The organism is Gemmatimonadota bacterium, from assembly GCA_016713785.1.
Taxonomy (GTDB): Bacteria; Gemmatimonadota; Gemmatimonadetes; order Gemmatimonadales; family GWC2-71-9; genus JADJOM01.
The window spans coordinates 765,090-786,181 of record JADJOM010000003.1; the positions used below are offsets into that span (position 1 = coordinate 765,090).

Here is a 21,092-nt window from a genome sequence, read left to right on the forward strand (position 1 = left end):
GCATCGGCAGGGGGGCGGCCTTCGCGGTCGTCCCCTTTTTCCCGTGAAAGCGTTGCCGGTTTTGCGTCAGGGGAGCCCTCCGGCCGCCCCGAATGTCTCAGCGTGGCGCGATCCTGGGGGCGCTGGCTTGGAATTGACGGCGGACTGACGCCCGCTGCGCATCTTGGGCACCGTCAACGCCCCCCCCATCCGCGCCCAAGGAGGGCAGGTGAGCCGCTGGAGTGATATCATCCTCGCCCGACGGGGCGAGAACGTCCCAGAGGAGAACAATGGGGGCCCGTGGGGCCCCTGGTATCCGGTGCCCAGCACCGCCGGGATCCTGGTGCGGGTGCGGCGCGCCCGGATCACCCAGGAAGGGGAGCGCGAGCTGTATGCGTGGTCCTACGAGTTCAAATCCCAGCTCCCCCGCGCCATCAGCTTCCAGTACAAGGTGCATCCGAACCGGGACGGGCCCTTCGACCGCGTGGTCCGGCGCATCGTGGCCGGGGAGGTGGTCCGGGGCTCGGTGATCCTGCCGACCTCCGGACCGGTCTGGATCGACGCCCGCCTCATCGGTTGACCGGGGGGCCCGGCGGGCGGAGATTCGCTCTGCCCCCCTCTCCGGGAGTCGTCGTGCCCCGTCCGGCCTGCCTTGCGTTGCCGTTCGCCCTGCTGTGCTTGCCCGTCCAGCCCCTGACCGCCCAGACCGTCCCGGACAGCGCCTGGGGGGCCGCCACGGCGGTGTTCGACCGGCTGCTCCAGGTCGACAGCATCGTGGGCGGGAGCCTCGCCCTGGTGCGGGACGGCCGCATCATACGGCGGCACGACGCCGGGTTGCAGGACCGGGCGGCGCGGCGACCCATGGGGCCTGGGGCCATCCTCCACTGGGGATCGATCACCAAGACCCTCACCGCCGTGGCCATCCTCGGCCTCCGCGACCGCGGCCTGCTCTCCCTCGACGATCCGATCACCCGCTGGGTCCCCGAGTTGCGCCAGGTGCACAATCCCCATGGCGCGATGGACGCCATCACCCTGCGGATGCTGCTCTCGCACTCCTCCGGTCTCCAGAACCCCACCTGGCCGTACCGCCGCTACGTGGCGTGGGAGCCCTTCGAGCCCACCCGGTGGGAGCAGCTCGTGAGCCTGATGCCCTACCAGGAGATCCTGTTCCCGCCCGGTTCCCAGTACGGCTACAGCAACCCCGCCTACATCTACCTGGCCCGGGTCATCGAGGCGGTGACCGGCGATCCCTACCAGTCGTACATCTACAAGAACCTGTGGAATCCGCTGGGTCTCACCGAGAGCTCCTTCGGGGCGACGCCGTGGCACCTGCGCGAGGCCCGCTCCAGCAACTACACCCTGGTCCGGGACAGCGCCGGGGTGGAGCGGGTGGTGGACAATGGCCCCGAGTTCGACCCCGGGATCACTATCCCGAATGGGGGCTGGAACGCGCCGGTGACCGACCTGGCGCGGTGGATGGCCTTCCTGAGCGGCGCGGCGGGGGCCGACACCGCGCTCCGGCGCCGCTTCGACACGGTGCTCGGCCGGACCACCCTGGAGGAGATGTGGCGGCCGGTGGTCCCGGTCGGGGGCGGGGCCGAGGAATCGATGGGCCTGGGCTTCTTCCTGCGGCGGCAGGGAGCGGTCACGCTGGTGGGGCACACCGGCGAACAGGCGGGGTTTCGCTCCTTCCTGTACTTCAATCCGGTGACGCGGCTGGGCGTGATCGGCTGCGTCAACACCACAAACGACGCCCGCCCCGGGGAGTCGGGGCGGGCGTTCCGCCAGGCGATGCTGGCGGCGGTCAGCCTGCTGCGCTGAGGATCAGCTCGGCGCCTTCCAGCCGTTGTTCCGCGGGTTCACGTCGGGGAACTGGCCGTCGGCATTCACCTGGGCCGCGGTAACCGGCTTGTCGGTCGGGATCACCGCCGTGTACCGGTCGCCCTTGTACCAGATCTCCACCGGGTACTTGAAGACCTGGGTGGTCCCGTCGCCGAAGGTGAGGGTGAGCTCTACCGGCATCACCTGCTGACCGACGTTCCGCAGCACCACCTGTACCTGGCCGCCCCGGGGCGTGACCGATTCGACTGACTGGTCGAGCGCGGCGGTGGTGAAGAACCAGCCGCGCCAGAACCAGTCGAGGTCGCGGCCGGTGACGTCCTCGATGGTGCGGAAGAAGTCGGCCGGCTGCGGGTGCTTGAAGGCCCAGCGGCGGGTGTACTCCCGGAGCGCGGCGTCGAACACGTCCGCCCCGAGCACCTTGTTGCGCAGCACGTAGAGCCCCATGGCCGGCTTGATGTACGCCAGCGCGCCGAGGTTGCCCTCGGTGCGGTAGCGGTTGGCGTAGGTCATGACCGGCTGGGCGGTGGGGGCCTGGTCGTTCATCAGGACGAACATCCCCTCGCCCTGGCGGCGCCGGGTGTCGTCGCGCTTGAAGTAGCCTTCCTCGGAGAAGATGTTGATGAAGGTATTGAACCCCTCATCCATCCACGCGTAGCGCCGCTCATCCGAGCCGACGATCATCGGGTACCACATGTGCCCGATCTCGTGGGTCACGACGGCGTAGAGCCCCTCCTTGCTGTCGTCGTTGGCTTCCATGGCCACCATGGGGTACTCCATGCCGGACACCGGTCCCTCCACCGCCGAGATCTGCGGGTAGGGATAGCGGAACCAGCGGGTGCTGTACTCCTGGATGGAATAGCGGCTCATGTCGGCCGCGTCCTGCCACGTGGCCTTCGCGGCCGGGCGGTAGTACGCCTGCGCCAGGATCCCCTCCCAGCCGCTGGCGTCCCACAGGTACTCCGGGCTCGCGGCCCAGGCCACGTCGCGCACGTTCTCGGCCTTGAAGCGCCAGGTGAGCATCCCGTCCTTCTTCGGGCGGGCCGCGCCCGAGGCCAGCTCCGCCTCGGTGATGATGCGCGTGATCGTGTCGCTCTTCACCGCGGCGGCGAGCCGGGCGCGCTGGGCGGCGGTCAGGACCTCGAGGGGGTTCTGGAGCACCCCGGTGCCGGCGACGATGTAGCCGGCCGGCAGCGTCACGTCGTACTCGAAGGTGCCGTATTCGAGGTAGAACTCACCCTGGCCCAGGTACTGGAGCGTGTTCCAGCCGTGCACGTCATCGTAGACGCACATCCGCGGGTACCACTGCGCCAGCTCGTACAGGGTGCCGTCGCGGCCCATGCGGTCGGCGCCGTGGTCGGGGATGTTGAAGGCGTAGCCCAGGTCAAGGACCGTCACCGCGCCAGGGGCGAGCGGCGCGGGGAGCAGCACCTCCATCATGGTGTCGTCCACCCGGGTCTTCACCGGCAGCCGGCGGGCGACGGACCGGGCGCGGCCAGGCCGCGGCGCGGACTCGAGGGCCGCCGTCATGCCGGTGATCTCGAAACCGCCATCGAAGTTGGCCCCGCCGAAGCGGCCCTCCTGCGCGTTCAAGTACGACCCGACGCTCTGCTTCCGGAACAGGTTCTGGTCCAGCTGCATCCACACCCGGGTGAGCGTGTCCGGGGAGTTGTTGGCGTACCGGATGGTGACGTGGCCGCTGAGCCGCCGCGCCGCAGTGTCCAGGGTCGCCTTGATGACGTAGTCCGCTCGCTGCTGCCAGTAGGCGCGGCCCGGGGCCCCGCTCGCGCGGCGCAGGTCGTTCGCCTCGGGGAGCACCAGCGGGCTGAACATGCCGGTGTCGGCCACGGCGGCCCGGAGCTCCCGTTGGGCGGGGGCGGCGGGGCGGGGGCCGCCGGGCGCGGCAGGGGTCGGGGGGGGCGGCGGGTTCTGGGCGGCGAGCGGGAGGGCAACGAGCACTGAGAAGAAAAGCGAACGCATGCGTCATCCTGAGAGCCGGTGGAGGCGGGAACCCTTCCCGCCGGATGGCGAAATCTAACCGGCCTACGGGTCACGCGGTGCGGGGGATTCGGTGGTGTCCCCCTGTCCATTCCGGGGCTACCTTGTCGCCATGGGGATCATGGAACGTCTCTCCGGGGCCTTCGGGCCGCGCGTGGCCGAACGGCCGCTCGAGCTGGTGCGGGGGCCCAAGCGCTGGCCGCTGGTGCGCCGGCCGCTCGCCATCGGTCGCGCCCCGGAGTCCGATATCGTGATCCCGGGAGAGCAGGTTTCCCGGCTGCATGCCTGGATCGTCCCCGCCGCGGAGGGCGCCTTCGTGGTGGACCAGAGCCGGCTCGGCACCCTGGTCAACGGCGAGCGGATCGTGGCCCCCCGTCCCCTCACCCCCGGGGATGAGATCCAGATCGGCGAGATCCGCTACCAGGTGGCCCTCGCCAGCGCCCCGGTGGCGGGCGCGGCGCCGCCGGGTGGCGCCGGCCGGGTGGCCCAGTGGCTGCGGCGGTACGGCCCCTCCGAGGTGCTCGGCACCGTGGCGTCGGTCGGGGCGGCGGTCGGGGTACAGGAGTTCACCGGCAGTCTCGCCGCGGCGGCCTACGCCGGCGCCCTGACGGAGACCGTCGTGTTCTATGGGGTCATGTTCCTGCGGGAGAGCGTCCGCGAGGCGCACCAGGCGGGGATCCGGGGCCGTCCGTTCGGGTCGGCTGACCTGCTCCCGGTGGCGCGGAGCCTCCTGCTCGAGTTCGGGGCGGCGGAGAGCCTGGACCTGCTCCTGGTGCGCCCGGCGTGCATGGCCCTCGGGCTCCAGATGATCGGCGGCAACCTGGGCGGCCTCGTGGGCAAGCTGGCGGCCGACCTGGTGTTCTACGGCCCGGTGCTCGCCATCTACGAATGGCGGCTGGCGCGGACCCGGGCGCGGGACGGGCAGGACCACCGGCGGCGGACCACGGCGGTCGGCCTGGCCCGCATCGAGGACCCCGGGGAGTAGGGCGAGTCGCGGGTGGGGTGGAAGACAGCGGGGCACGGCGTTGGCCGGGCCCCGGTGTCGTTCTGGGGGAAGTCGTCCACATCACAATTATAGTCGCGGCAGGGTCACGCCGGTCTGGCGCTGGTACTTGCCCGCCTTGTCCTTGTAGCTGGTCTCGCAGATATCGTCCGGGGCGGCCTCGAAGAACAGCACCTGACAGATCCCCTCGTTGGCGTAAATCTTGGCCGGCAGGGGAGTTGTGTTGCTGATCTCCAGTGTCACATGACCTTCCCACTCCGGCTCGAAGGGGGTCACGTTGGTGATGATCCCGCAGCGGGCGTAGGTGGACTTTCCCACACAGATGGTCAGCACGTTACGCGGGATCCGGAAGTACTCGACCGAGCGGGCCAGGGCGAAGCTGTTCGGGGGCACGATGCAGATGTCGCCCTCGAACTCCACGAAGCTCTTGCTGTCGAATTCCTTGGGGTCCACGATCGCCGAGAGGGCGTTGGTAAAGATCTTGAACTCGGGGGCCACCCGCATGTCGTAGCCGTAGGACGAGAGGCCGTAGGAGATGACCCGCCGGCCCGCCGCGTCGGCCTGGCGGACCTGGGCCTCGGTGAACGGCTCGATCATCCCGGTTTCCTTCGCCATGCGGCGGATCCAGCGGTCGGACTTGATGGTCATGGGCTTTGCGGAAGGGGGTGGCGTGTGGTCGGGCGCGGTCGGCGACCGCGTGATCGGGGGAGCAATATACGCCCGCCGCGCCGGTGGGCGAGGGGCGGGACCGTCCACCGGCCGGGACAGGCCGGCTGTCTGAAGTCCCGGTCGCGGCGCGTGAGGGGTACCATAACCTCGCGCCAGTCATTACTATCGTGGCGCCCCAGAGTGAAGGAATTCACCAGCGAGGCCCCCTCCATGCTGCAGGCCTACATCCCGGTGTTGCTGGTCTTGGCGTTCGTGAGCGCCAACGCCATCCTCATCCTCGGGCTGTCCCACGTCCTCTCGTCCTATCGCCTTACACCGGTCAAGCTCTCCCCCTACGAATCCGGCATGCCGGTCCTGGGGGATGCCCGCGAGCGGTTCAGCGTCAAGTTCTACCTGGTGGCGATGCTCTTCATCATCTTCGACATCGAGACCGTGTTCATGCTCCCGTGGGCGGCCGCCTTCCACCAGTTCGTGGAGCTCCGGGGCCTGCTGCTCGCCGAGATGTTCGTCTTCGTGGCGATCCTCGCGGTGGGCTACCTCTATATCTGGAAGCGCGGGGCCCTCCAATGGGATTGACGCTGCCCGAGGGCGGGGCCGGGACGGAGGTTTCCACCCTCTCGCCCAACTGGGTGACCACCCGGCTGGACGTCATCAGCAACTGGGGCCGGGCCAACAGCCTGTGGCCGATGCCGTTCGGGACGGCCTGCTGCGCCATCGAGTTCATGGCCAGCGCGGCCAGCCGGTTCGACCTGGCCCGGTTCGGCATGGAACGGATGAGCTTCTCGCCCCGGCAGGCCGACGTCCTCATCTGTGCCGGCCGGCTCCCGTTCAAGCTGGCGCCGGTCATCCGCAAGATCTGGGACCAGATGCCGCAGCCCAAGTGGGCCATCTCGATGGGGGCCTGCGCCTCCTCGGGCGGCATCTTCGACACCTACACCATGGTGCAGGGCATCGACACCATCATCCCGGTCGATGTCTACGTGCCCGGCTGCCCGCCGCGCCCCGAGGGGCTGATCTACGGCATCCAGCTGCTCCAGAAGAAGATCAAGGGCGAGAGTTTCCTCGACGCTGACCTGCGCACCGAGCAGCTGCTGCGGCCCGATGGCCTGTTCCTGCCGGCCGAGCGCATCGACGAGGTGAGCGAGCCCTTCGGCAACAGCGTGCACCAGACGAGGTCCGCGTGAGCGCGGTCTCCCCCTCCGTGGCGGCGTTGCGCGCCCGGTTCGGCGGCCGGGTGCTGCGGCACGCCGTGTCGTGCGGCGACACGATCGTCTACATCGCCCCCGGCGCGGTCCACGAGGTGCTGGCCTGGCTCAAGGACGACCCGGACCAGCGGTTCGACTACCTCACCGACGTGACCGCGGTCGACTACCGCGATCAGGAGCGCCCGCTCGAGGTGGTGTGGCAGCTCCGCTCCCTGGCGCGCAAGGCCGACCTGCGGGTCAAGACGGAGCTCGACAAGCGCCAGCCGCTCGCGGTGGCCTCGGTCCTCGACCTGTGGAAGGGCGCCGACTGGCTGGAGCGCGAGGTATTCGACATGTTCGGCGTCACTTTCGAGGGCCACCCCGACCTGCGGCGGATCCTCATGTGGGAGACCTACGCGGAGGGCTATCCCCTGCGGAAGGACTTCCCGCTCCGCGGCCACTTCAGCCGGGCCGAGCAGACCCGGCAGGCGCTCACCGCCAACCCCGAGGCGCACTACTCGCTCGAGGAGCTGTCGATCGCGGCGGCCTACGGTGACCTGCCGGTGGACATGCAGGAGCGCCTGGCGCGCGGCGATCGGGGGTCGGTCAAGTGAGCACCCGCACCGTCGAAGTCTCCCTCGCCACGCCCTCGCTCGACCCGCGCGGCGCACCCACCACCACGCCCCTCGGCGTGGCGCTCCCGGCGTACGAGGCCGGCACGGACGACCTCGGCAGCGAGCACATGCTCATCAACATCGGTCCCCAGCACCCGGCCACCCACGGGGTGCTGCGGCTGGTGATCGAGCTCGACGGCGAAACCGTGATCCGGGTGGTGCCGCACATCGGCTACCTCCATTCCGGGTTCGAGAAGCTGGCCGAGTACCGGCACTACAACCAGATCATCCCGCTGACCGACCGCACCGATTACCTGAGCCCGATGGCGAACAACGTCTGCCTCGCGCTCGCGGCCGAGAAGCTGATGGGGATCACCATCACCGAGCGCTGCCAGGTGCTGCGGGTGGTGGCCTGCGAGATCAGCCGCATCATCTCCCACCTGGTGTGGCTCGGCACCACCGGCATCGACCTCGGGGCGTTCACCCCCTTCCTCTGGTGCTTCTACCAGCGGGAGCGGCTGTACAACCTGCAGGAGGCGTGGACCGGGGCGCGGCTGACCACCAGCATGACCCGGGTGGGCGGCCTCATGGCCGACATCCCCGACGGCTTCGAGGCGGGGCTGCGTGACTTCTGCCGCACCTTCCCGCGGACCCTGGCGGAGGTCGACGCGATGTTCACCCGCAACGCCATCTGGTGCGGGCGCACCCAGGGCGTGGGGGTCATCGACGGGCCGGACGCGATCAATTATTCGCTCTCGGGCCCCATGCTGCGCGCCAGCGGGGTGGACTACGACGTCCGCAAGGACCGGCCCTACCTGGGCTACGAGACCTACGACTTCGACGTCCCGATCGGCGAGCACGGCGACATCTACGATCGCTACCGGGTGCGGCTCGAGGAGATGCACCAGTCCGTCCGGATCCTCGAGCAGGCGCTCGACCGGCTGGAGCGGCTCCGCGGTGCCCCGATCAACATCGACGACCCGCGCCTCATCCTCCCGCCCAAGCACCGGACGATGAGTGACATGGAAGCGATGATCTTCCACTTCAAGCAGGTGATGGAAGGCGTCAAGGCGCCGGTGGGGGAGGCCTACCTCGGGGTGGAGAACCCCAAGGGCGAGCTGGGCTACTACTTCGTCTCCGACGGCACCGCGAAGCCGGTGCGCTGGCGGGTCCGGCCCCCCAGCTTCATCAACCTGGCCTGCCTCCCCAAGCTGTGCGAAGGCGTGCTCCTGTCGGACGTCATCGCCATCAACGCCTCGATCGACATCGTCATGGGAGAGATTGACCGATGAGCACGGCGCACGCCGCCGGCGAGAGCCACGAGCCGGTGTTCGTCGGCCCCACCCGGGCGAAACTCGAGGCGCTGTTCCCGAAGTACCCCACCCGGCAGGCCTGCCTGCTGCCGGCGCTCTGGCTGGTGCAGGAGGCCCGCGGCTGGATCTCCGACGGCGCCATCCACGAGGTCGCCGCCGAGTTGGGGGTGACCCCGGCGTACGTGAAGGGCGTGGTGACGTTTTACACCATGTACCACACCCACCCGGTGGGGCGGCACTTCATCCAGGTCTGCACCACCTCGCCCTGCAACATCTGCGGCGCGGAGGACGTGACCCGGGCGTTCCTCAAGCACACCGGCTGCCACGAACTCGGCGCCACCAGCGCCGACGGCCGCTTCACGGTGATCGAGGTGGAGTGCCTCGGCGCCTGCGGCTTCGCGACGCCGGTGCTGATCGATGACGACTTCATCGAGTCCGTCACCCCGGAGCGCGTGCCGGGCATCCTGCAGGGGTACAAGTAATGGGCTATCCCCATCCGAGCCATCCGAAGGAGCAGCCGGTCCTCAGCAAGCACTTCGGGGACGCCGGGGCGCGGACCTTCGACGGCTGGGTGAAGCGCGGCGGCTACGCGGGCCTCAAGAAGGCCCTCGGCATGACGCGCGACCAGGTGATCGACGAGATCAAGGCCTCCGGCCTCCGTGGCCGGGGCGGCGCGGGGTTTCCCACCGGCATGAAGTGGTCGTTCATGCCCAAGGAAGTCACCAAGCCGCACTACCTGGTCTGCAACGCCGACGAGTCCGAGCCGGGCACCTTCAAGGACCGCGAGATCATCCGCTGGACCCCGCACCAGCTGATCGAGGGCTGCGCCATCGGGGCCCACGCCATCGGCGCGGAGCGGATCTACGTCTATATCCGGGGCGAGTTCACCCAGGAGCACAAGATCCTGGTGGCGGCCGTCGAGGAGGCCTACAAGGGCGGGGCCCTCGGCCCGAGCGCCTTCGGCAGCGGCCGACGGATCGACCTGGTGGTGCACCGCGGGGCCGGGGCATACATCTGCGGCGAAGAGACCGCGATGATGAACTCCATCGAGGGTCGGCGCGGGAACCCCCGCATCAAGCCCCCCTTCCCGGCGGTGGCGGGGCTGTGGGCGTCGCCGACGACCATCAACAACGTCGAGACCCTGAGCGCCGCCGGCCACATCATCACCCACGGCGCCGAGTGGTACAAGGCGTTCTGCGTGGGCAACCCGAAGAGCACCGGCACCAAGCTCTTCTCCGTCTGCGGCCACGTGCAGAAGCCGGGCAACTACGAGGTCGTCATGGGCACCCCCATGCGCGACCTCATCTTCGACATGTGCGGCGGGATGCGGCCCGGCCGCACCCTCAAGGCGGTCATCCCGGGCGGCTCCTCCGTGCCGATCATGACCGCGGCGGAGATCGAGGGCTGCGCCATGGACTACGAGGGCATCGTGGCCAAGGGCTCGATGCTCGGGTCGGGCGGGATGATCGTCATGGACGACTCCACCGACATCGTCTACCAGGTCATGCGCCTCGCCCGGTTCTACGCCCACGAGTCGTGTGCCCAGTGCACCCAGTGCCGCGAGGGCACCGCGTGGACCACCAAGATCCTGGAGCGGATCCTGGCGGGGCAGGGCCGGCGCGAGGACCTCGACCTGCTGCTCGACCTCGCCGACAACATGACCGGCAAGACCATCTGCGTGCTCAGCGACTCCTGCGCCGCGCCGGTGGTGAGCGCCATCCGGAAGTTTCCCGCGGAATTCGACGCCTATATCAGCCGGCAGAAGCAGCCGGTCATGGTGACGGTCTGATATGACCCAGGATCTGGTGACGGTCACGATCGACGGCCTGCAGGTGCAGGTGCCCAAGGGCACCAGCATCATCGAGGCCGCCAAGCAGGCGGGGGTGCTGGTGCCCCACTACTGCTACCATCCCTCGCTGCCCTCGCCGGCGGTCTGCCGCATGTGCCTGGTGGAGGTCGAGAAGGCCCCCAAGCTCATGCCCGCGTGCGTCACCACCGTGGCCGAGGGCCAGGTGGTGCACACCGACAGCGCGCAGGCCCGCAAGGCGCGCACCGGGGTGCTCGAGTTCCTGCTCATCAACCACCCGCTCGACTGTCCCATCTGTGACCAGGCCGGCGAGTGCGAGCTGCAGGACTACGTGTTCCAGGAGGGCCAGGCCGGGACCCGCTACGGCGACTACGCCAAGCGCTACAACCCGGTCGAGGAGTTCGGGCCCGACGTCCTCTACGTGGCCAATCGCTGCATCCTCTGCACCCGGTGCGTGCGCTTCATGGATGACGTGGCCGGGGCGCCGGTGCTCAACGTCTCGGAGCGGGGCGACCGGGCCCACATCGGCATCGACGAGGGTCAGCTGCTCGACCACCCGTGGGCCGGAAACGTCGTGGACCTCTGCCCGGTCGGCTCGCTCATCTCCCGCGACTTCCTGCACAAGGCCCGGGCCTGGGACCTCGACAAGACCGCCAGCGTCTGCACCGGATGCTCGCAGGGGTGCAACGTCACGCTCGACACCCGGGACAACCTCGTGGTCCGCATCCGGCCCCGCGCCAACCTCGAGGTCAACCGGCACTTCATCTGCGACACCGGCCGGATGAACTACCGCTGGATGAACCGCGGCGACCGCATCGAGGCGCCGCTGGCGCGCGAGGGTGGCCACCACGTGGCCACCGACTGGGAACCGGCGCTGGCCCGTCTCGGCGGACTGGCCCGCAAGGGCGGGTCGGTGGTGCTCCTCGCCTCGGCGGGCGCCTCGGTCGAGGCCCTGACCCAGCTGCGGGCGCTTGCGGGGCAGGGACGGGTCACCGCGGCGGTGCAGGTGCCCCTGGCCGAGCAGGAGGAGCCGCTGCAGGGGGTTTCCGGCCTCGCGCTCCGAAAGGAGCGGGCCCCCAACGCGGATGGCGCCCGGCTGGTCGGCTACGGGACCGACTGGGCCGGGGCCGTGCGGGCGGCCGCCGGCGCCGACCTGGTGCTGCTGCTGGACGTGACCCTCACCGACGCCGAAGCCGCGCTGGTGGGCGGTGCGGCCGCGGTGGTGGTGCTCGGGACCACGCTGGCGCAGGTGCTGCCCGTCGCGGAGCTGGTGCTCCCCGTGACCACCGTGGCCGAGGAGAGCGGGACCTTCGTGAACCGCGACCTGCGGGTGCAGCGCTTCCAGCAGGCCCGCACCGCGCCCGGCATGGCGCGGCCGGCCTGGTGGGTGGCGGCGGGCGCCGCCGGGGCCGACCTCGGGTCGGCGGCCGAGGCCTTTGCCGCGGCGGCCGCCACGGTGCCCGCGCTCGGGGGCGTCACTTATGCGGATCTGGGACTGAACGGGCGTGCCGTCCAGTCGCCGGGCCGTCGAGCCGACGGGGTGCCCGCATGACACCGGAGATGAAGGGCTTCCTGCTGGTCACCATCGTGAAGCTGCTGGTGGTCTTCACGGTGACCATGGTCGGCGTGGCGCTGCTCACCCTGATGGAGCGGAAGGTCTCGGCCTGGATGCAGTACCGGCTGGGCCCCAATCGCGTGGGCTTCTGGGGCCTGGGGCAGCCGGCCGCCGACGGCATCAAGAACATCATCAAGGAAGAGACCTTCCCGGGGATGGCCAACCGGGTGCTCTTCACCCTGGCCCCGGCGCTGTCGTTCATCCCGGCGATGACCCTGGCCTCGGTGATCCACTGGGCGGCGCCGCTGCCGGTGCAGTTCGACTTCGCGCTGCCCCTGCTGGGCCGGTTCCACTACGACGCGCTGATGCCCATGGCGGTGGCCGACCTGCCGGTCGGGTTCCTGTTCGTCCTCGCCGTGAGCTCCATGGGCGTGTACGGCATCGCGCTGGCGGGCTGGTCCTCCAACAGCAAGTACGCCCTGCTCGGCGGGCTCCGGGCCAGCGCGCAGATGATCTCCTACGAAGTGGCCATGGGGCTGTCGGTGGTCCCGGTGCTGCTGCTGACCGGCAACGTGGCCTTCGGCGAGATCATCAAGGCCCAGCAGGCGGGGCTGTTCGGCTGGTTCATCCTGCCGCTGTTCCTGGCCTTCCACAACTTCCTGGTGGCGGGGTTCGCGGAGACCAACCGGCTGCCGTTCGACATGCCGGAGGCGGAGTCGGAGCTGATCGCCGGGTACCACACCGAGTACTCCTCGATGAAGTTCTCGATGTTCTTCATCGCCGAGTACGCCAACATGGTCACGGTGTCGGCGATGGTCACCACGCTCTTCCTCGGCGGCTGGGACATCCCGTTCACCCACTGGGACGAGACTCCCGGGGTGCTGCAGACCATCGCCACCGGCGGGATGATGTTCCTCAAGGTGTTCTTCTGGCTGTTCTTCTTCATGTGGATCCGGTGGACCCTGCCGCGGTTCCGCTACGACCAGCTGATGGCGCTCGGGTGGAAGGTGCTGATGCCGATCGCGCTTGCCTACGTGATGCTGATCGCCACGGCGATCTACCTGATCGAGACCGTGGCGGGCGTGACCAGCCCGGGCATCCGGCTGCTGGTGCTCACCCTGATCAACGTGGGGCTGGGGTACATCGTGTTCATCGTGCTCGACCGGGGCCTGCTGATCAGCGGCTCCCGCAAGCGCGGCGCGGCCTCGGGCGGCCTCGACCGCCGGGCGGCCTGAGGAGCTTATGGCAATCGGCGTGAAGGTCATGAAGCGGCCCGAGAAGGACGTCTCCTACGTCCGGGCCACGCTCAAGGGCATGGCGATCACCTTCAAGAAGATGCTGGAGCCGAAGGTGACCATGCAGTACCCCGAGGAGAAGAGCGCCCCGGAGGCGGAGCGCGGCGCGTGGACCATTGCGCCCCGGTGGCGCGGCACCCACCGGATGCTCACCGACGAGCAGGGCCGCTCCAAGTGCGTGGCCTGCGGCCTCTGTCCCCAGATCTGCCCGGCCAACTGCATCAAGCTGGTGCCCGGCGAGGACGAGAACGGCCACCGGTACCCGCTGATCTACGAGATCGACGAGTTCCGCTGCGTGTTCTGCGGCTACTGCCAGGAAGTGTGCCCCGAAGAGGCGATCCACGTCGGCGTCCACTACGAGAACGCCGAGTACAGCCGGGACCGGTTCGTCTACGACCTGGAGCGGCTGTCGTCGCAGACCCACCCGGTCTCGACGCTGTGGGACCCCACTGACCCGAAAGGCGAATGATGGTCGAGCAGGTCTTCTGGTTCTTCGCCGCCGTGGCGGTGATCTCGGCGCTGCTGGTGGTGGTAATGCGGAACCCGATCGCCTCGGCGTTCTGGCTCATCTGCACCATGCTCTGCCTGGCGGGGATCTTCTTCCTGCTGCAGGCCCAGTTCATCGGGGTCATCCAGGTGCTGGTGTACGCCGGCGCCGTCATGGTCCTCTTCCTGTTCGTGATCATGCTGCTCAACCTGGGCCGCCAGGACGCCGCGCTGCAGCGCACCCCGACCTGGTTCGTGGCGGTGCTGCTGGCCGGGGTGCTCGCCAGCCAGCTGGTGCCCTCGCTGGTGGGGTACAGCGCCGAGCGGCTGGCCCTCGAGTACACTCGCTCCACCGTGCTGGCCGATCCGCGGATGGTCTTCGACAGCAGCCTGGGCGCGGCCCAGGCCACCCTGGAGCGCGGCGTGCCGGGCGACATCGCCAAGCCGCTGTTCGAGCAGTACCTCGTACCCTTCGAGCTCACCAGCATCCTGCTCCTGACGGCCATCGTCGGGGCGGTGGTGCTGGCCAAGCGGAGGATCTGATGCTGCTCGGACCCTCGCTGGCCGTCTCGGCCCTGCTCTTCACCATCGGGGTGGCGGGCGTGCTGCTCCGCCGCAACGCGATCGTGATCTTCATGTGCGTGGAGCTGATGCTCAACGCCGTGAACCTGTCGTTCGTCGCGCTGTCCACCGCCCACGGGCTCTCGGGGCAGGTGTTCGTCTTCTTCGTGATGACGGTGGCGGCGGCCGAGGCGGCCGTGGGCCTCGCCATCATCCTCGCGATCTACCGGCACCACAAGTCGGTGGACCTCCAGAACATCAACCTGCTCAGGGGCTGATGCACTTCCCGCTTGCGTTCCTCCCCGCGCTGGCCGCGGGCGGGGCGCCCGAGGCCTCGGGGCCGGTCCTGCCCATCGCGCTGGTGCTCGGGCTGCCGCTGCTCGGGTTCCTGCTCAACGGGGCCCTCGCGCTCTGGCGGCCCGCCGCCAAGACCGCGGTCTCGCTGGTGGGGCCCGGCGTGCTGCTCGGGGCCTTCGGCGTCGCCCTCAGCCTCTACAACGAGTACTCCCACGTCTGGCACGCGGACCCGCACGCCACCCAGGTCGCCACGCTGTGGCAGTGGATCCCCGTCGGGGACCTCCACCTGGCCTTCGCCTTCCAGCTCGACCAGTTGTCCATGGTCATGCTGCTGGTCATCACCGGGGTGGGAAGCCTGATCCACCTCTTCAGCGTGGGGTACATGAAGGCGGACGACGGCTACGCCCGCTACTTCGCGTACCTCAACCTGTTCGTGATGTTCATGCTGGTGCTGGTGCTCGGGGCCTCCTTCCCGATGATGTTCATCGGCTGGGAGGGCGTGGGCCTCTGCTCCTACCTGCTGATCGGCTTCTGGTTCACCGAGAAGGCCAACGCCGACGCCGGCAAGAAGGCCTTCATCGTCAACCGCATCGGCGACTTCGGCTTCCTGGTGGCGATGTTCCTGATCTGGCAGGCCACCGGCTCGCTGAGCTATGCCGAGGTCTTCGAGCGCGCGCCCCAGGTCATGGCGGCCGGCGCCCCGATGATCACGGCGATCACCCTGTTCCTCTTCCTGGGCTGCACCGGCAAGTCGGCGCAGATCCCGCTCTACACGTGGCTGCCGGACGCCATGGCGGGCCCGACCCCGGTCTCGGCCCTCATCCACGCGGCCACGATGGTGACCGCCGGCGTCTACCTCGTGGCGCGGGCCAACGTGCTGTTCGCGCTGGCGCCCGCCGCGCAGACGGTCGTCGCGGGCGTCGGCGCGCTCACCGCGCTCTTCGCCGCGACGATCGGCCTCCGCCAGTATGACATCAAGAAGGTCCTGGCCTACTCCACGGTCTCGCAGCTCGGGTACATGTTCCTGGGCGTCGGCACCGGGGCGATCACCGCCGGGGTCTTCCACCTGGTGACCCACGCCTTCTTCAAGGCCCTGCTGTTCCTCGGCTCGGGCAGCGTGATCCACGCCATGCACCACGCGTATCACGCCACCCACAGCCACGAGGACGCGCAGGACATGCGCAACATGGGCGGGCTCGCGAAGTACATGCCCGTCACCGCCGGCCTGATGATCCTGGCGACCCTGGCCATCGCCGGCATCCCGCCCTTTGCCGGCTTCTTCTCCAAGGACGAGATCCTGGCCTTCGCCTTCGGGCGCGGCGAGCACCAGCCGATTTTCCGGCTCTTCTGGGCGATGGGCGCGGTGGCGGCGCTGCTCACCGCGTTCTACATGGCGCGCCTGGTGGCCCTGACCTTCTTCGGCGCCAACCGGACCGGCGAGGCCGAGCGGACCCACCTGCACGAGGCGCCGTGGATCATGACGGGGCCGCTGCTGGTCCTGGGCCTGCTCAGCGTCTTCGGCGGCTGGCTCAACCTGCCGGAGTTCTTCCCGGCCATCGGCGCCTCGCACGGGGCCCTGCATCACTGGCTCGAGCCGGTGCTGTCCGTGGGCAACAGCGTGGCCGAGGGACTCGGCACGGCCCCGGTGCTGCCGGAGGGCTCGGCGGAGACCATGCTGGTGGCCGGGGCGGTGCTGATCGCCGTGGTGGGGCTCGGGCTGGGCTGGACCCTCACCCGGAAGGCCGCCACCGTGCCGGCGCACGACGCCCCCGCCGAGACCGGCGTGTGGAAGGTGCTTTACCACAAGTACTACGTGGATGAACTGTACGATGCCTTCGTGGTGCGCCCGATCGAGGTGATCTCCCGCGTGCTGCTCTGGAAGAAGGTGGACCAGGGCCTGATCGACGGGGCGGGGGTGAACGGCGCCGCCGGGCTGTCCCGCGCGCTGGGGTGGCTGGGCGGACGCCTCCAGTCCGGCCAGGTCAGCGTCTACGTGGTGCTCTTCCTGGTGGGCGCGCTCTACGTGCTCGGAATGGTGGCCTGGCGATGACCGACTTCCTTGCCCTCATCAACTACGAGCACTGGATCCTCAACGCGCTCATCCTGCTGCCGCTCGCGGGGGTGCTGCCGATCGCGCTGGCGCCGGCGGCCCGGGCCCGGCAGATCGCGCTCGGGGTCACCGTCGTCGAGCTGGTGCTCTCGCTCGGGCTCTGGTGGGCCTTCGATCCCTCCACGCCGGTGATGCAGTTCGCCGTCGGCGGCCCCTGGCTGCCCCACTGGGGCATCCGCTACGCGGTGGGCCTCGACGGGCTGTCCCTCTTCATGGTGCTGCTCACCACCGTCATCATGCCCCTCGCGGTGCTGGCCAGCTTCAACTACATCCAGACGCGCGAGCCGCTGTACTACGGCCTGCTGCTGGTGCTGCTGACCGGCATGCTCGGCGTGTTCCTGGCGCTCGACATGTTCCTGTTCTACGTCTTCTGGGAAGTGATGCTCATCCCGATGTACTTCATCATCGGGATCTGGGGCGGCCGGAACCGGCTCTACGCCGCCATCAAGTTCTTCGTGTACACCATGGCGGGCTCGCTGCTCATGCTGGTCGCCATCATCGTGATGATGTTCCAGGTCTACGACCAGACCGGCATGCCGAGCTTCGCCTACGACGCCTTCCTGCAGGCGGCGCCGGCGATGGGCACCCTCGCGCCATGGCTGTTCGCCGCGTTCGCGGTGGCGTTCGCCATCAAGGTGCCCATGTTCCCGTTCCACACCTGGCTGCCGGATGCGCACGTCGAGGCCCCCACCGCCGGCTCGGTCATCCTGGCCAGCGTCCTGCTCAAGATGGGGACCTACGGCTTCCTCCGGTTCGCGGTGCCGTTCTTCCCCGACGTGGCCCTCTCCCCGGTGGTGACCTCCATCGTCGTCACCTGCGCCGTGATCGGCATCGTCTACGGCGCGCTGGTGGCCCTGGTGCAGCCCGACGTGAAGAAGCTGGTGGCGTACTCGTCGGTGAGTCACCTCGGCTTCGTGATGCTCGGCATCTGGGCCGCCACCCTGCAGTCGGTGCAGGGCGCCCTGATGATCATGATCGGCCACGGCCTGTCCACCGGGGCGCTGTTCCTCCTGATCGGCATGCTCTACGAGCGCCGCCATACCCGGGAGATCGCCGCCTTCGGGGGGCTGGCCCGGGTCATCCCGGTCTTCTCGCTGCTCCTGGTGGTGACTTCCCTGGCCTCCATCGGCCTGCCGGGCCTCAACGGCTTCGTGGGGGAATTTCTGGTCCTCCTGGGCAGCTTCGGCCGCTTCCCCTGGGCCACCGGGATCGCCACCACCGGCGTGATCTTCGCCGCCGCCTACCTGCTCTGGGCGCTGCAGCGGATCCTCTTCAACCGGCTCGACAAGGCGGAGAACGCCCACCTTCAGGACCTGAGCCTGCGGGAACTGGTCGTGATCCTCCCGCTCATCATCGGGATGGTGTGGATGGGGCTCTACCCGCGGCCGGTCCTCGACCGGATGGATGCCGCCGCCCGCCGTTACGTGCAGCTGGTCCAGCCGGGCCTCGAGCGCGGCCCCGCGACTGCCCTCAACCGCTCCACCGCGGAGCGCCCGTGAACATGCCGATCGATCCGACCACCCCCGCGGGGATGGGGCTGGCCCTCCTGCCCGAAGTGGTGCTCAGCGTGGCCGCCATGGCCGTCCTCCTCGTCGTGGCCTGGCGCCACGACGGTCCCGCCGACAGCCGGCGCGCGGGCTGGCTGGCCCTCGGCAGCCTGCTGCTCGCCGCCGCGGCCCTCGCCTGGCTCGCGGCCAACACGCCCGAGGAGCCCGGCCTGGGCAGCATGGTGGCCCTCGATGGCTTCCGGTACGTCGGCTCCGCCCTGCTCCTGCTGGTGTCGGCCGGGTCGGTGCTCTCCTCGCTCGGCTACCTCGAGCGGGAGCGACTGGTGGCGCCGGAGTACTACGTGCTGCTGCTCCTGGCCGTGGTGGGCCTGCTGTTCATGGTCAACGCGCAGGACCTCATCGTGCTCTTCCTCGGCCTGGAGACGATGTCGGTGGCCGTGTATGTCCTCGCCGGCTACAACCGCGGCAGCGCCTTTTCCGCCGAGGCGGCCCTCAAGTACTTCCTCATCGGGGCCTTCGCCTCCGGCTTCCTGCTCTACGGGATCGCCCTGGTCTACGGCGCGGCCGGCACCACCAACATCGTGCAGGTGGGCGCGCAGTTCGGGCAGGGCAACCTGAGCCTCATGGGCAAGCTCGGCCTGGGCCTGCTGGTGATCGGCTTCGGGTTCAAGGTGGCCGCCGTCCCGTTCCACATGTGGGCGCCCGACGTCTATGATGGCGCCCCGACGCCGGTCGCCGGGTTCATGGCCACCGCCGTGAAGACCGCCGGGTTCATCGCGCTGGCACGGGTGCTGTATACCTCGTTCCAGGCTTCGCTCCTCGTGTGGCAGCCCATCCTCTTCGGGCTCGCCGTGGCCACCATGGTGCTCGGGAACCTGGTGGCGCTGGCCCAGAAGTCGCTCAAGCGGATGCTGGCCTACAGCTCCGTGGCGCATGCCGGGTACCTGCTCGCGGCCCTGTGGCCCGGCAGCCCCCTCGGCATCTCGGCCCTCACCTTCTACCTCGTCGGGTACGGCCTGACCTCGATCGCCGCCTTCGCGCTCCTCGGGGCCCTGGGCCGGGACGGCGAACGCGACGTGACCCTGGCCGAGGTCGGCGGGCTCGCCGAGACCCGGCCGTGGATGGCCTTCGCCCTCGCGGTGTGCATGCTGTCGCTGCTGGGGTTCCCCGGCACCGTGGGCTTCATCGGGAAGTGGTACATCCTCTCCTCGATCGTGGCGACCAAGCACGCCGTGCTCGCCGTCCTCCTGGTGCTCACCAGCATCGTGTCCGCGGGCTACTACATGCCGGTGATCATGGCCATGTACATGCGGCCCGCGCGGGCCCCGCTGGTCTACTTCGACCGCGGCCTGGCCGGGACGGCACGGCTGGCCGTGGCCATCGGGGTGATCGCGGTCCTGGCGTTCGGGATCTACCCCACGCCGGTCCTGCAGCTGGCCAACGCGGCCGCCGAGTCGCTCATCGTGACCGCCGGCCAGCTGGTGGCCGGCCGTTGAACGTCCCGCGGTCCGTCTTTCGACAGTACGATGTCCGCGGGGTGGTCGGCGCCGAGCTGACCCCCGCGTTCGCCCGGGCGCTGGGGCAGGCCTACGCGACGCTCGGCTGGGAGCGCCTCGGTCGCGCGCCGCGGCTGGCCGTCGGGCGCGACAACCGGCCCTCCGGTGACGCCCTGGCCGCGGCCGTGCGCGAGGGCATCGCCGCCACCGGCGGTACCGCCATCGACGTGGGCCAGCTGCCCACCCCCGCGCTCTACTTCGCCGTGCACGCGCTCGGGACCGACGGCGGGCTCCAGGTCACCGGCTCGCACAATCCCCCCGAGTTCAACGGCTTCAAGATGGTCCTCGCGGGCGACCCGCTGCACGGCGAGGACATCCTCCGCCTGCACGAGATCATCAGCCTGGAGGGCTGGCGCGAGGGCGTCGGCGCGCAGGGCGCCGACGGCTCCATCCTCGGCCGTTACCGGCAGGCCATCGTCGAGCGCCACCACCTGGCCCGGCCGGTCCGGGTGGTGGTGGACTGCGGCAATGGCGTCGGCAGCCTCATCGCCGTGAGCACCCTCGAGGCGCTCGGCGCGGAGGTCATCCCGCTCTTCTGTGACTCCGACGGCAGCTTTCCCAACCACCACCCCGATCCGACCGTCCTCGAAAACCTGCGCGACCTGCAGTCGGTCGTGCGCCGGACCGGCGCCGAGCTGGGGATCGCCTTCGACGGCGATGCCGACCGGATCGGGGCGGTGGACGAGACCGGCGGGGTGATCTACGGCGACCAGCTCCTGGTGCTCTATGGCCGCGATGCCGTGCGCCGCTTCGGGCCCGGGGCGCCGGTGATCTTCGACGTGAAGTGTTCCGAGGTGCTGCCCCAGGCGCTGGCCGCCGCGGGGGCCCGGCCGGAGATGTGGAAGACCGGCCACTCGCTCATCAAGGTGCGGATGAAGGAGCTGCACGCGCCGCTGGCGGGCGAGATGAGCGGGCACATGTTCTTCGGGGGGGACTGGTTCGGTTTCGATGACGCGCTCTTCGCGGCCGCGCGCCTGCTCGAGATCGTCGCGGCGGGACGGGGCGGCCTGGCGCCGCTCCTGGCTGACCTCCCGGTCACCTTCGCCACGCCGGAGATCCGCGTGGACTGCCCGGAGGAGGCCAAGTTCGGCCTGGTGGCTCGCGCCGCGAAGCACTTCGCCGCCCGCTATCCGGTGAATACCATCGATGGGGTCCGGATGACCTTTCCCAAGGGATGGGGACTGGTCCGGGCCTCCAATACCCAGCCGATCCTCGTGCTCCGCTTCGAGGCCACCGACCAGGCGGCCCTCGATGCCTATCGCGCCGAGGTCGAGGGCTGGCTCGCCGCGGCGGGGCGGGGCTGACGCCGCGGCGGCGG

Annotated in this window: 20 protein-coding genes; 18 read left to right on the forward strand and 2 right to left on the reverse strand. The window is 69.6% G+C overall.

What is annotated here, in order from left to right; translation table 11 throughout:
- Positions 1-208 precede the first annotated feature (208 nt).
- Both IPJ95_11345 and IPJ95_11350 read left to right on the forward strand, forming a co-directional pair.
- Positions 209-559 carry a hypothetical protein gene (locus tag IPJ95_11345; protein ID MBK7924208.1) on the forward strand — a complete coding sequence of 117 codons (351 nt, stop codon included), beginning with the start codon at positions 209-211 and terminating at the stop codon, positions 557-559.
- A gap of 53 nt (positions 560-612) precedes the next feature.
- Positions 613-1,800, forward strand: coding sequence for a beta-lactamase family protein (locus IPJ95_11350; GenBank protein ID MBK7924209.1), 1,188 nt, complete (start codon positions 613-615; stop codon positions 1,798-1,800).
- 3 nt (positions 1,801-1,803) lie between these two features.
- Here the strand turns inward: IPJ95_11350 and IPJ95_11355 are convergent, their stop codons facing one another.
- Positions 1,804-3,798 carry a M1 family metallopeptidase gene (locus IPJ95_11355; protein ID MBK7924210.1) on the reverse strand — a complete coding sequence of 665 codons (1,995 nt, stop codon included), beginning with the start codon at positions 3,796-3,798 and terminating at the stop codon, positions 1,804-1,806.
- A 94-nt stretch (positions 3,799-3,892) separates the two neighbouring features.
- Here IPJ95_11355 and IPJ95_11360 point away from each other — a divergent pair, with 94 nt between their 5' ends.
- On the forward strand, positions 3,893-4,801 hold the full coding sequence (locus tag IPJ95_11360; protein ID MBK7924211.1) for an FHA domain-containing protein: 909 nt from the start codon (positions 3,893-3,895) through the stop codon (positions 4,799-4,801).
- Positions 4,802-4,888: 87 nt separating this feature from the next.
- Here the strand turns inward: IPJ95_11360 and IPJ95_11365 are convergent, their stop codons facing one another.
- Positions 4,889-5,467, reverse strand: a complete 579-nt coding sequence (locus IPJ95_11365; protein MBK7924212.1) for a dCTP deaminase — start codon at positions 5,465-5,467, stop codon at positions 4,889-4,891.
- A gap of 231 nt (positions 5,468-5,698) precedes the next feature.
- On the opposite strand from IPJ95_11365, the gene IPJ95_11370 reads away from it, so the two are divergent.
- The 15 genes from IPJ95_11370 (at position 5,699) to IPJ95_11440 (ending at position 21,078) form a co-directional block, all read left to right on the forward strand.
- A complete protein-coding gene (locus IPJ95_11370; protein ID MBK7924213.1) occupies positions 5,699-6,064 on the forward strand; it encodes an NADH-quinone oxidoreductase subunit A in 366 nt (121 codons plus the stop codon).
- The gene (gene nuoB / locus IPJ95_11375) at positions 6,055-6,672 is read left to right on the forward strand and encodes an NADH-quinone oxidoreductase subunit NuoB (GenBank protein ID MBK7924214.1); all 618 of its coding nucleotides are present in this window, start codon (positions 6,055-6,057) and stop codon (positions 6,670-6,672) included. Before IPJ95_11370 ends, nuoB begins: the two co-directional genes overlap by 10 nt.
- Positions 6,669-7,286, forward strand: a complete 618-nt coding sequence (locus IPJ95_11380; protein MBK7924215.1) for an NADH-quinone oxidoreductase subunit C — start codon at positions 6,669-6,671, stop codon at positions 7,284-7,286. Before nuoB ends, IPJ95_11380 begins: the two co-directional genes overlap by 4 nt.
- Positions 7,287-7,414: 128 nt before the next feature.
- Complete coding sequence (gene nuoD / locus IPJ95_11385; protein ID MBK7924216.1) at positions 7,415-8,578, forward strand: NADH dehydrogenase (quinone) subunit D; 1,164 nt, start codon at positions 7,415-7,417, stop codon at positions 8,576-8,578.
- Positions 8,575-9,081 carry an NAD(P)H-dependent oxidoreductase subunit E gene (locus IPJ95_11390; protein MBK7924217.1) on the forward strand — a complete coding sequence of 169 codons (507 nt, stop codon included), beginning with the start codon at positions 8,575-8,577 and terminating at the stop codon, positions 9,079-9,081. Before nuoD ends, IPJ95_11390 begins: the two co-directional genes overlap by 4 nt.
- On the forward strand, positions 9,081-10,388 hold the full coding sequence (nuoF, locus tag IPJ95_11395) for an NADH-quinone oxidoreductase subunit NuoF (GenBank protein MBK7924218.1): 1,308 nt from the start codon (positions 9,081-9,083) through the stop codon (positions 10,386-10,388). The genes IPJ95_11390 and nuoF overlap by 1 nt, the downstream gene beginning before the upstream one ends.
- Position 10,389: 1 nt before the next feature.
- Positions 10,390-11,958 carry a (2Fe-2S)-binding protein gene (locus IPJ95_11400; protein ID MBK7924219.1) on the forward strand — a complete coding sequence of 523 codons (1,569 nt, stop codon included), beginning with the start codon at positions 10,390-10,392 and terminating at the stop codon, positions 11,956-11,958.
- 8 nt (positions 11,959-11,966) lie between these two features.
- The gene (gene nuoH / locus IPJ95_11405) at positions 11,967-13,196 is read left to right on the forward strand and encodes an NADH-quinone oxidoreductase subunit NuoH (GenBank protein ID MBK7924220.1); all 1,230 of its coding nucleotides are present in this window, start codon (positions 11,967-11,969) and stop codon (positions 13,194-13,196) included.
- Positions 13,197-13,224: 28 nt separating this feature from the next.
- The gene (locus tag IPJ95_11410) at positions 13,225-13,725 is read left to right on the forward strand and encodes an NADH-quinone oxidoreductase subunit I (protein ID MBK7924221.1); all 501 of its coding nucleotides are present in this window, start codon (positions 13,225-13,227) and stop codon (positions 13,723-13,725) included.
- Positions 13,722-14,285 (forward strand): NADH-quinone oxidoreductase subunit J, encoded by a 564-nt coding sequence (locus tag IPJ95_11415; GenBank protein MBK7924222.1) that lies wholly within the window; start codon positions 13,722-13,724, stop codon positions 14,283-14,285. Before IPJ95_11410 ends, IPJ95_11415 begins: the two co-directional genes overlap by 4 nt.
- Positions 14,285-14,581 (forward strand): NADH-quinone oxidoreductase subunit NuoK, encoded by a 297-nt coding sequence (nuoK, locus tag IPJ95_11420; protein ID MBK7924223.1) that lies wholly within the window; start codon positions 14,285-14,287, stop codon positions 14,579-14,581. The genes IPJ95_11415 and nuoK overlap by 1 nt, the downstream gene beginning before the upstream one ends.
- Positions 14,581-16,650, forward strand: a complete 2,070-nt coding sequence (gene nuoL / locus IPJ95_11425; protein MBK7924224.1) for an NADH-quinone oxidoreductase subunit L — start codon at positions 14,581-14,583, stop codon at positions 16,648-16,650. The genes nuoK and nuoL overlap by 1 nt, the downstream gene beginning before the upstream one ends.
- Complete coding sequence (locus IPJ95_11430) at positions 16,647-18,209, forward strand: NADH-quinone oxidoreductase subunit M (GenBank protein ID MBK7924225.1); 1,563 nt, start codon at positions 16,647-16,649, stop codon at positions 18,207-18,209. Before nuoL ends, IPJ95_11430 begins: the two co-directional genes overlap by 4 nt.
- Before the next feature lie 2 nt (positions 18,210-18,211).
- Positions 18,212-19,714: an NADH-quinone oxidoreductase subunit N gene (locus tag IPJ95_11435; protein MBK7924226.1), complete on the forward strand. Its 1,503-nt coding sequence runs from the start codon at positions 18,212-18,214 to the stop codon at positions 19,712-19,714.
- Positions 19,711-21,078 carry a phosphomannomutase/phosphoglucomutase gene (locus tag IPJ95_11440; protein ID MBK7924227.1) on the forward strand — a complete coding sequence of 456 codons (1,368 nt, stop codon included), beginning with the start codon at positions 19,711-19,713 and terminating at the stop codon, positions 21,076-21,078. The genes IPJ95_11435 and IPJ95_11440 overlap by 4 nt, the downstream gene beginning before the upstream one ends.
- Positions 21,079-21,092 lie beyond the last annotated feature (14 nt).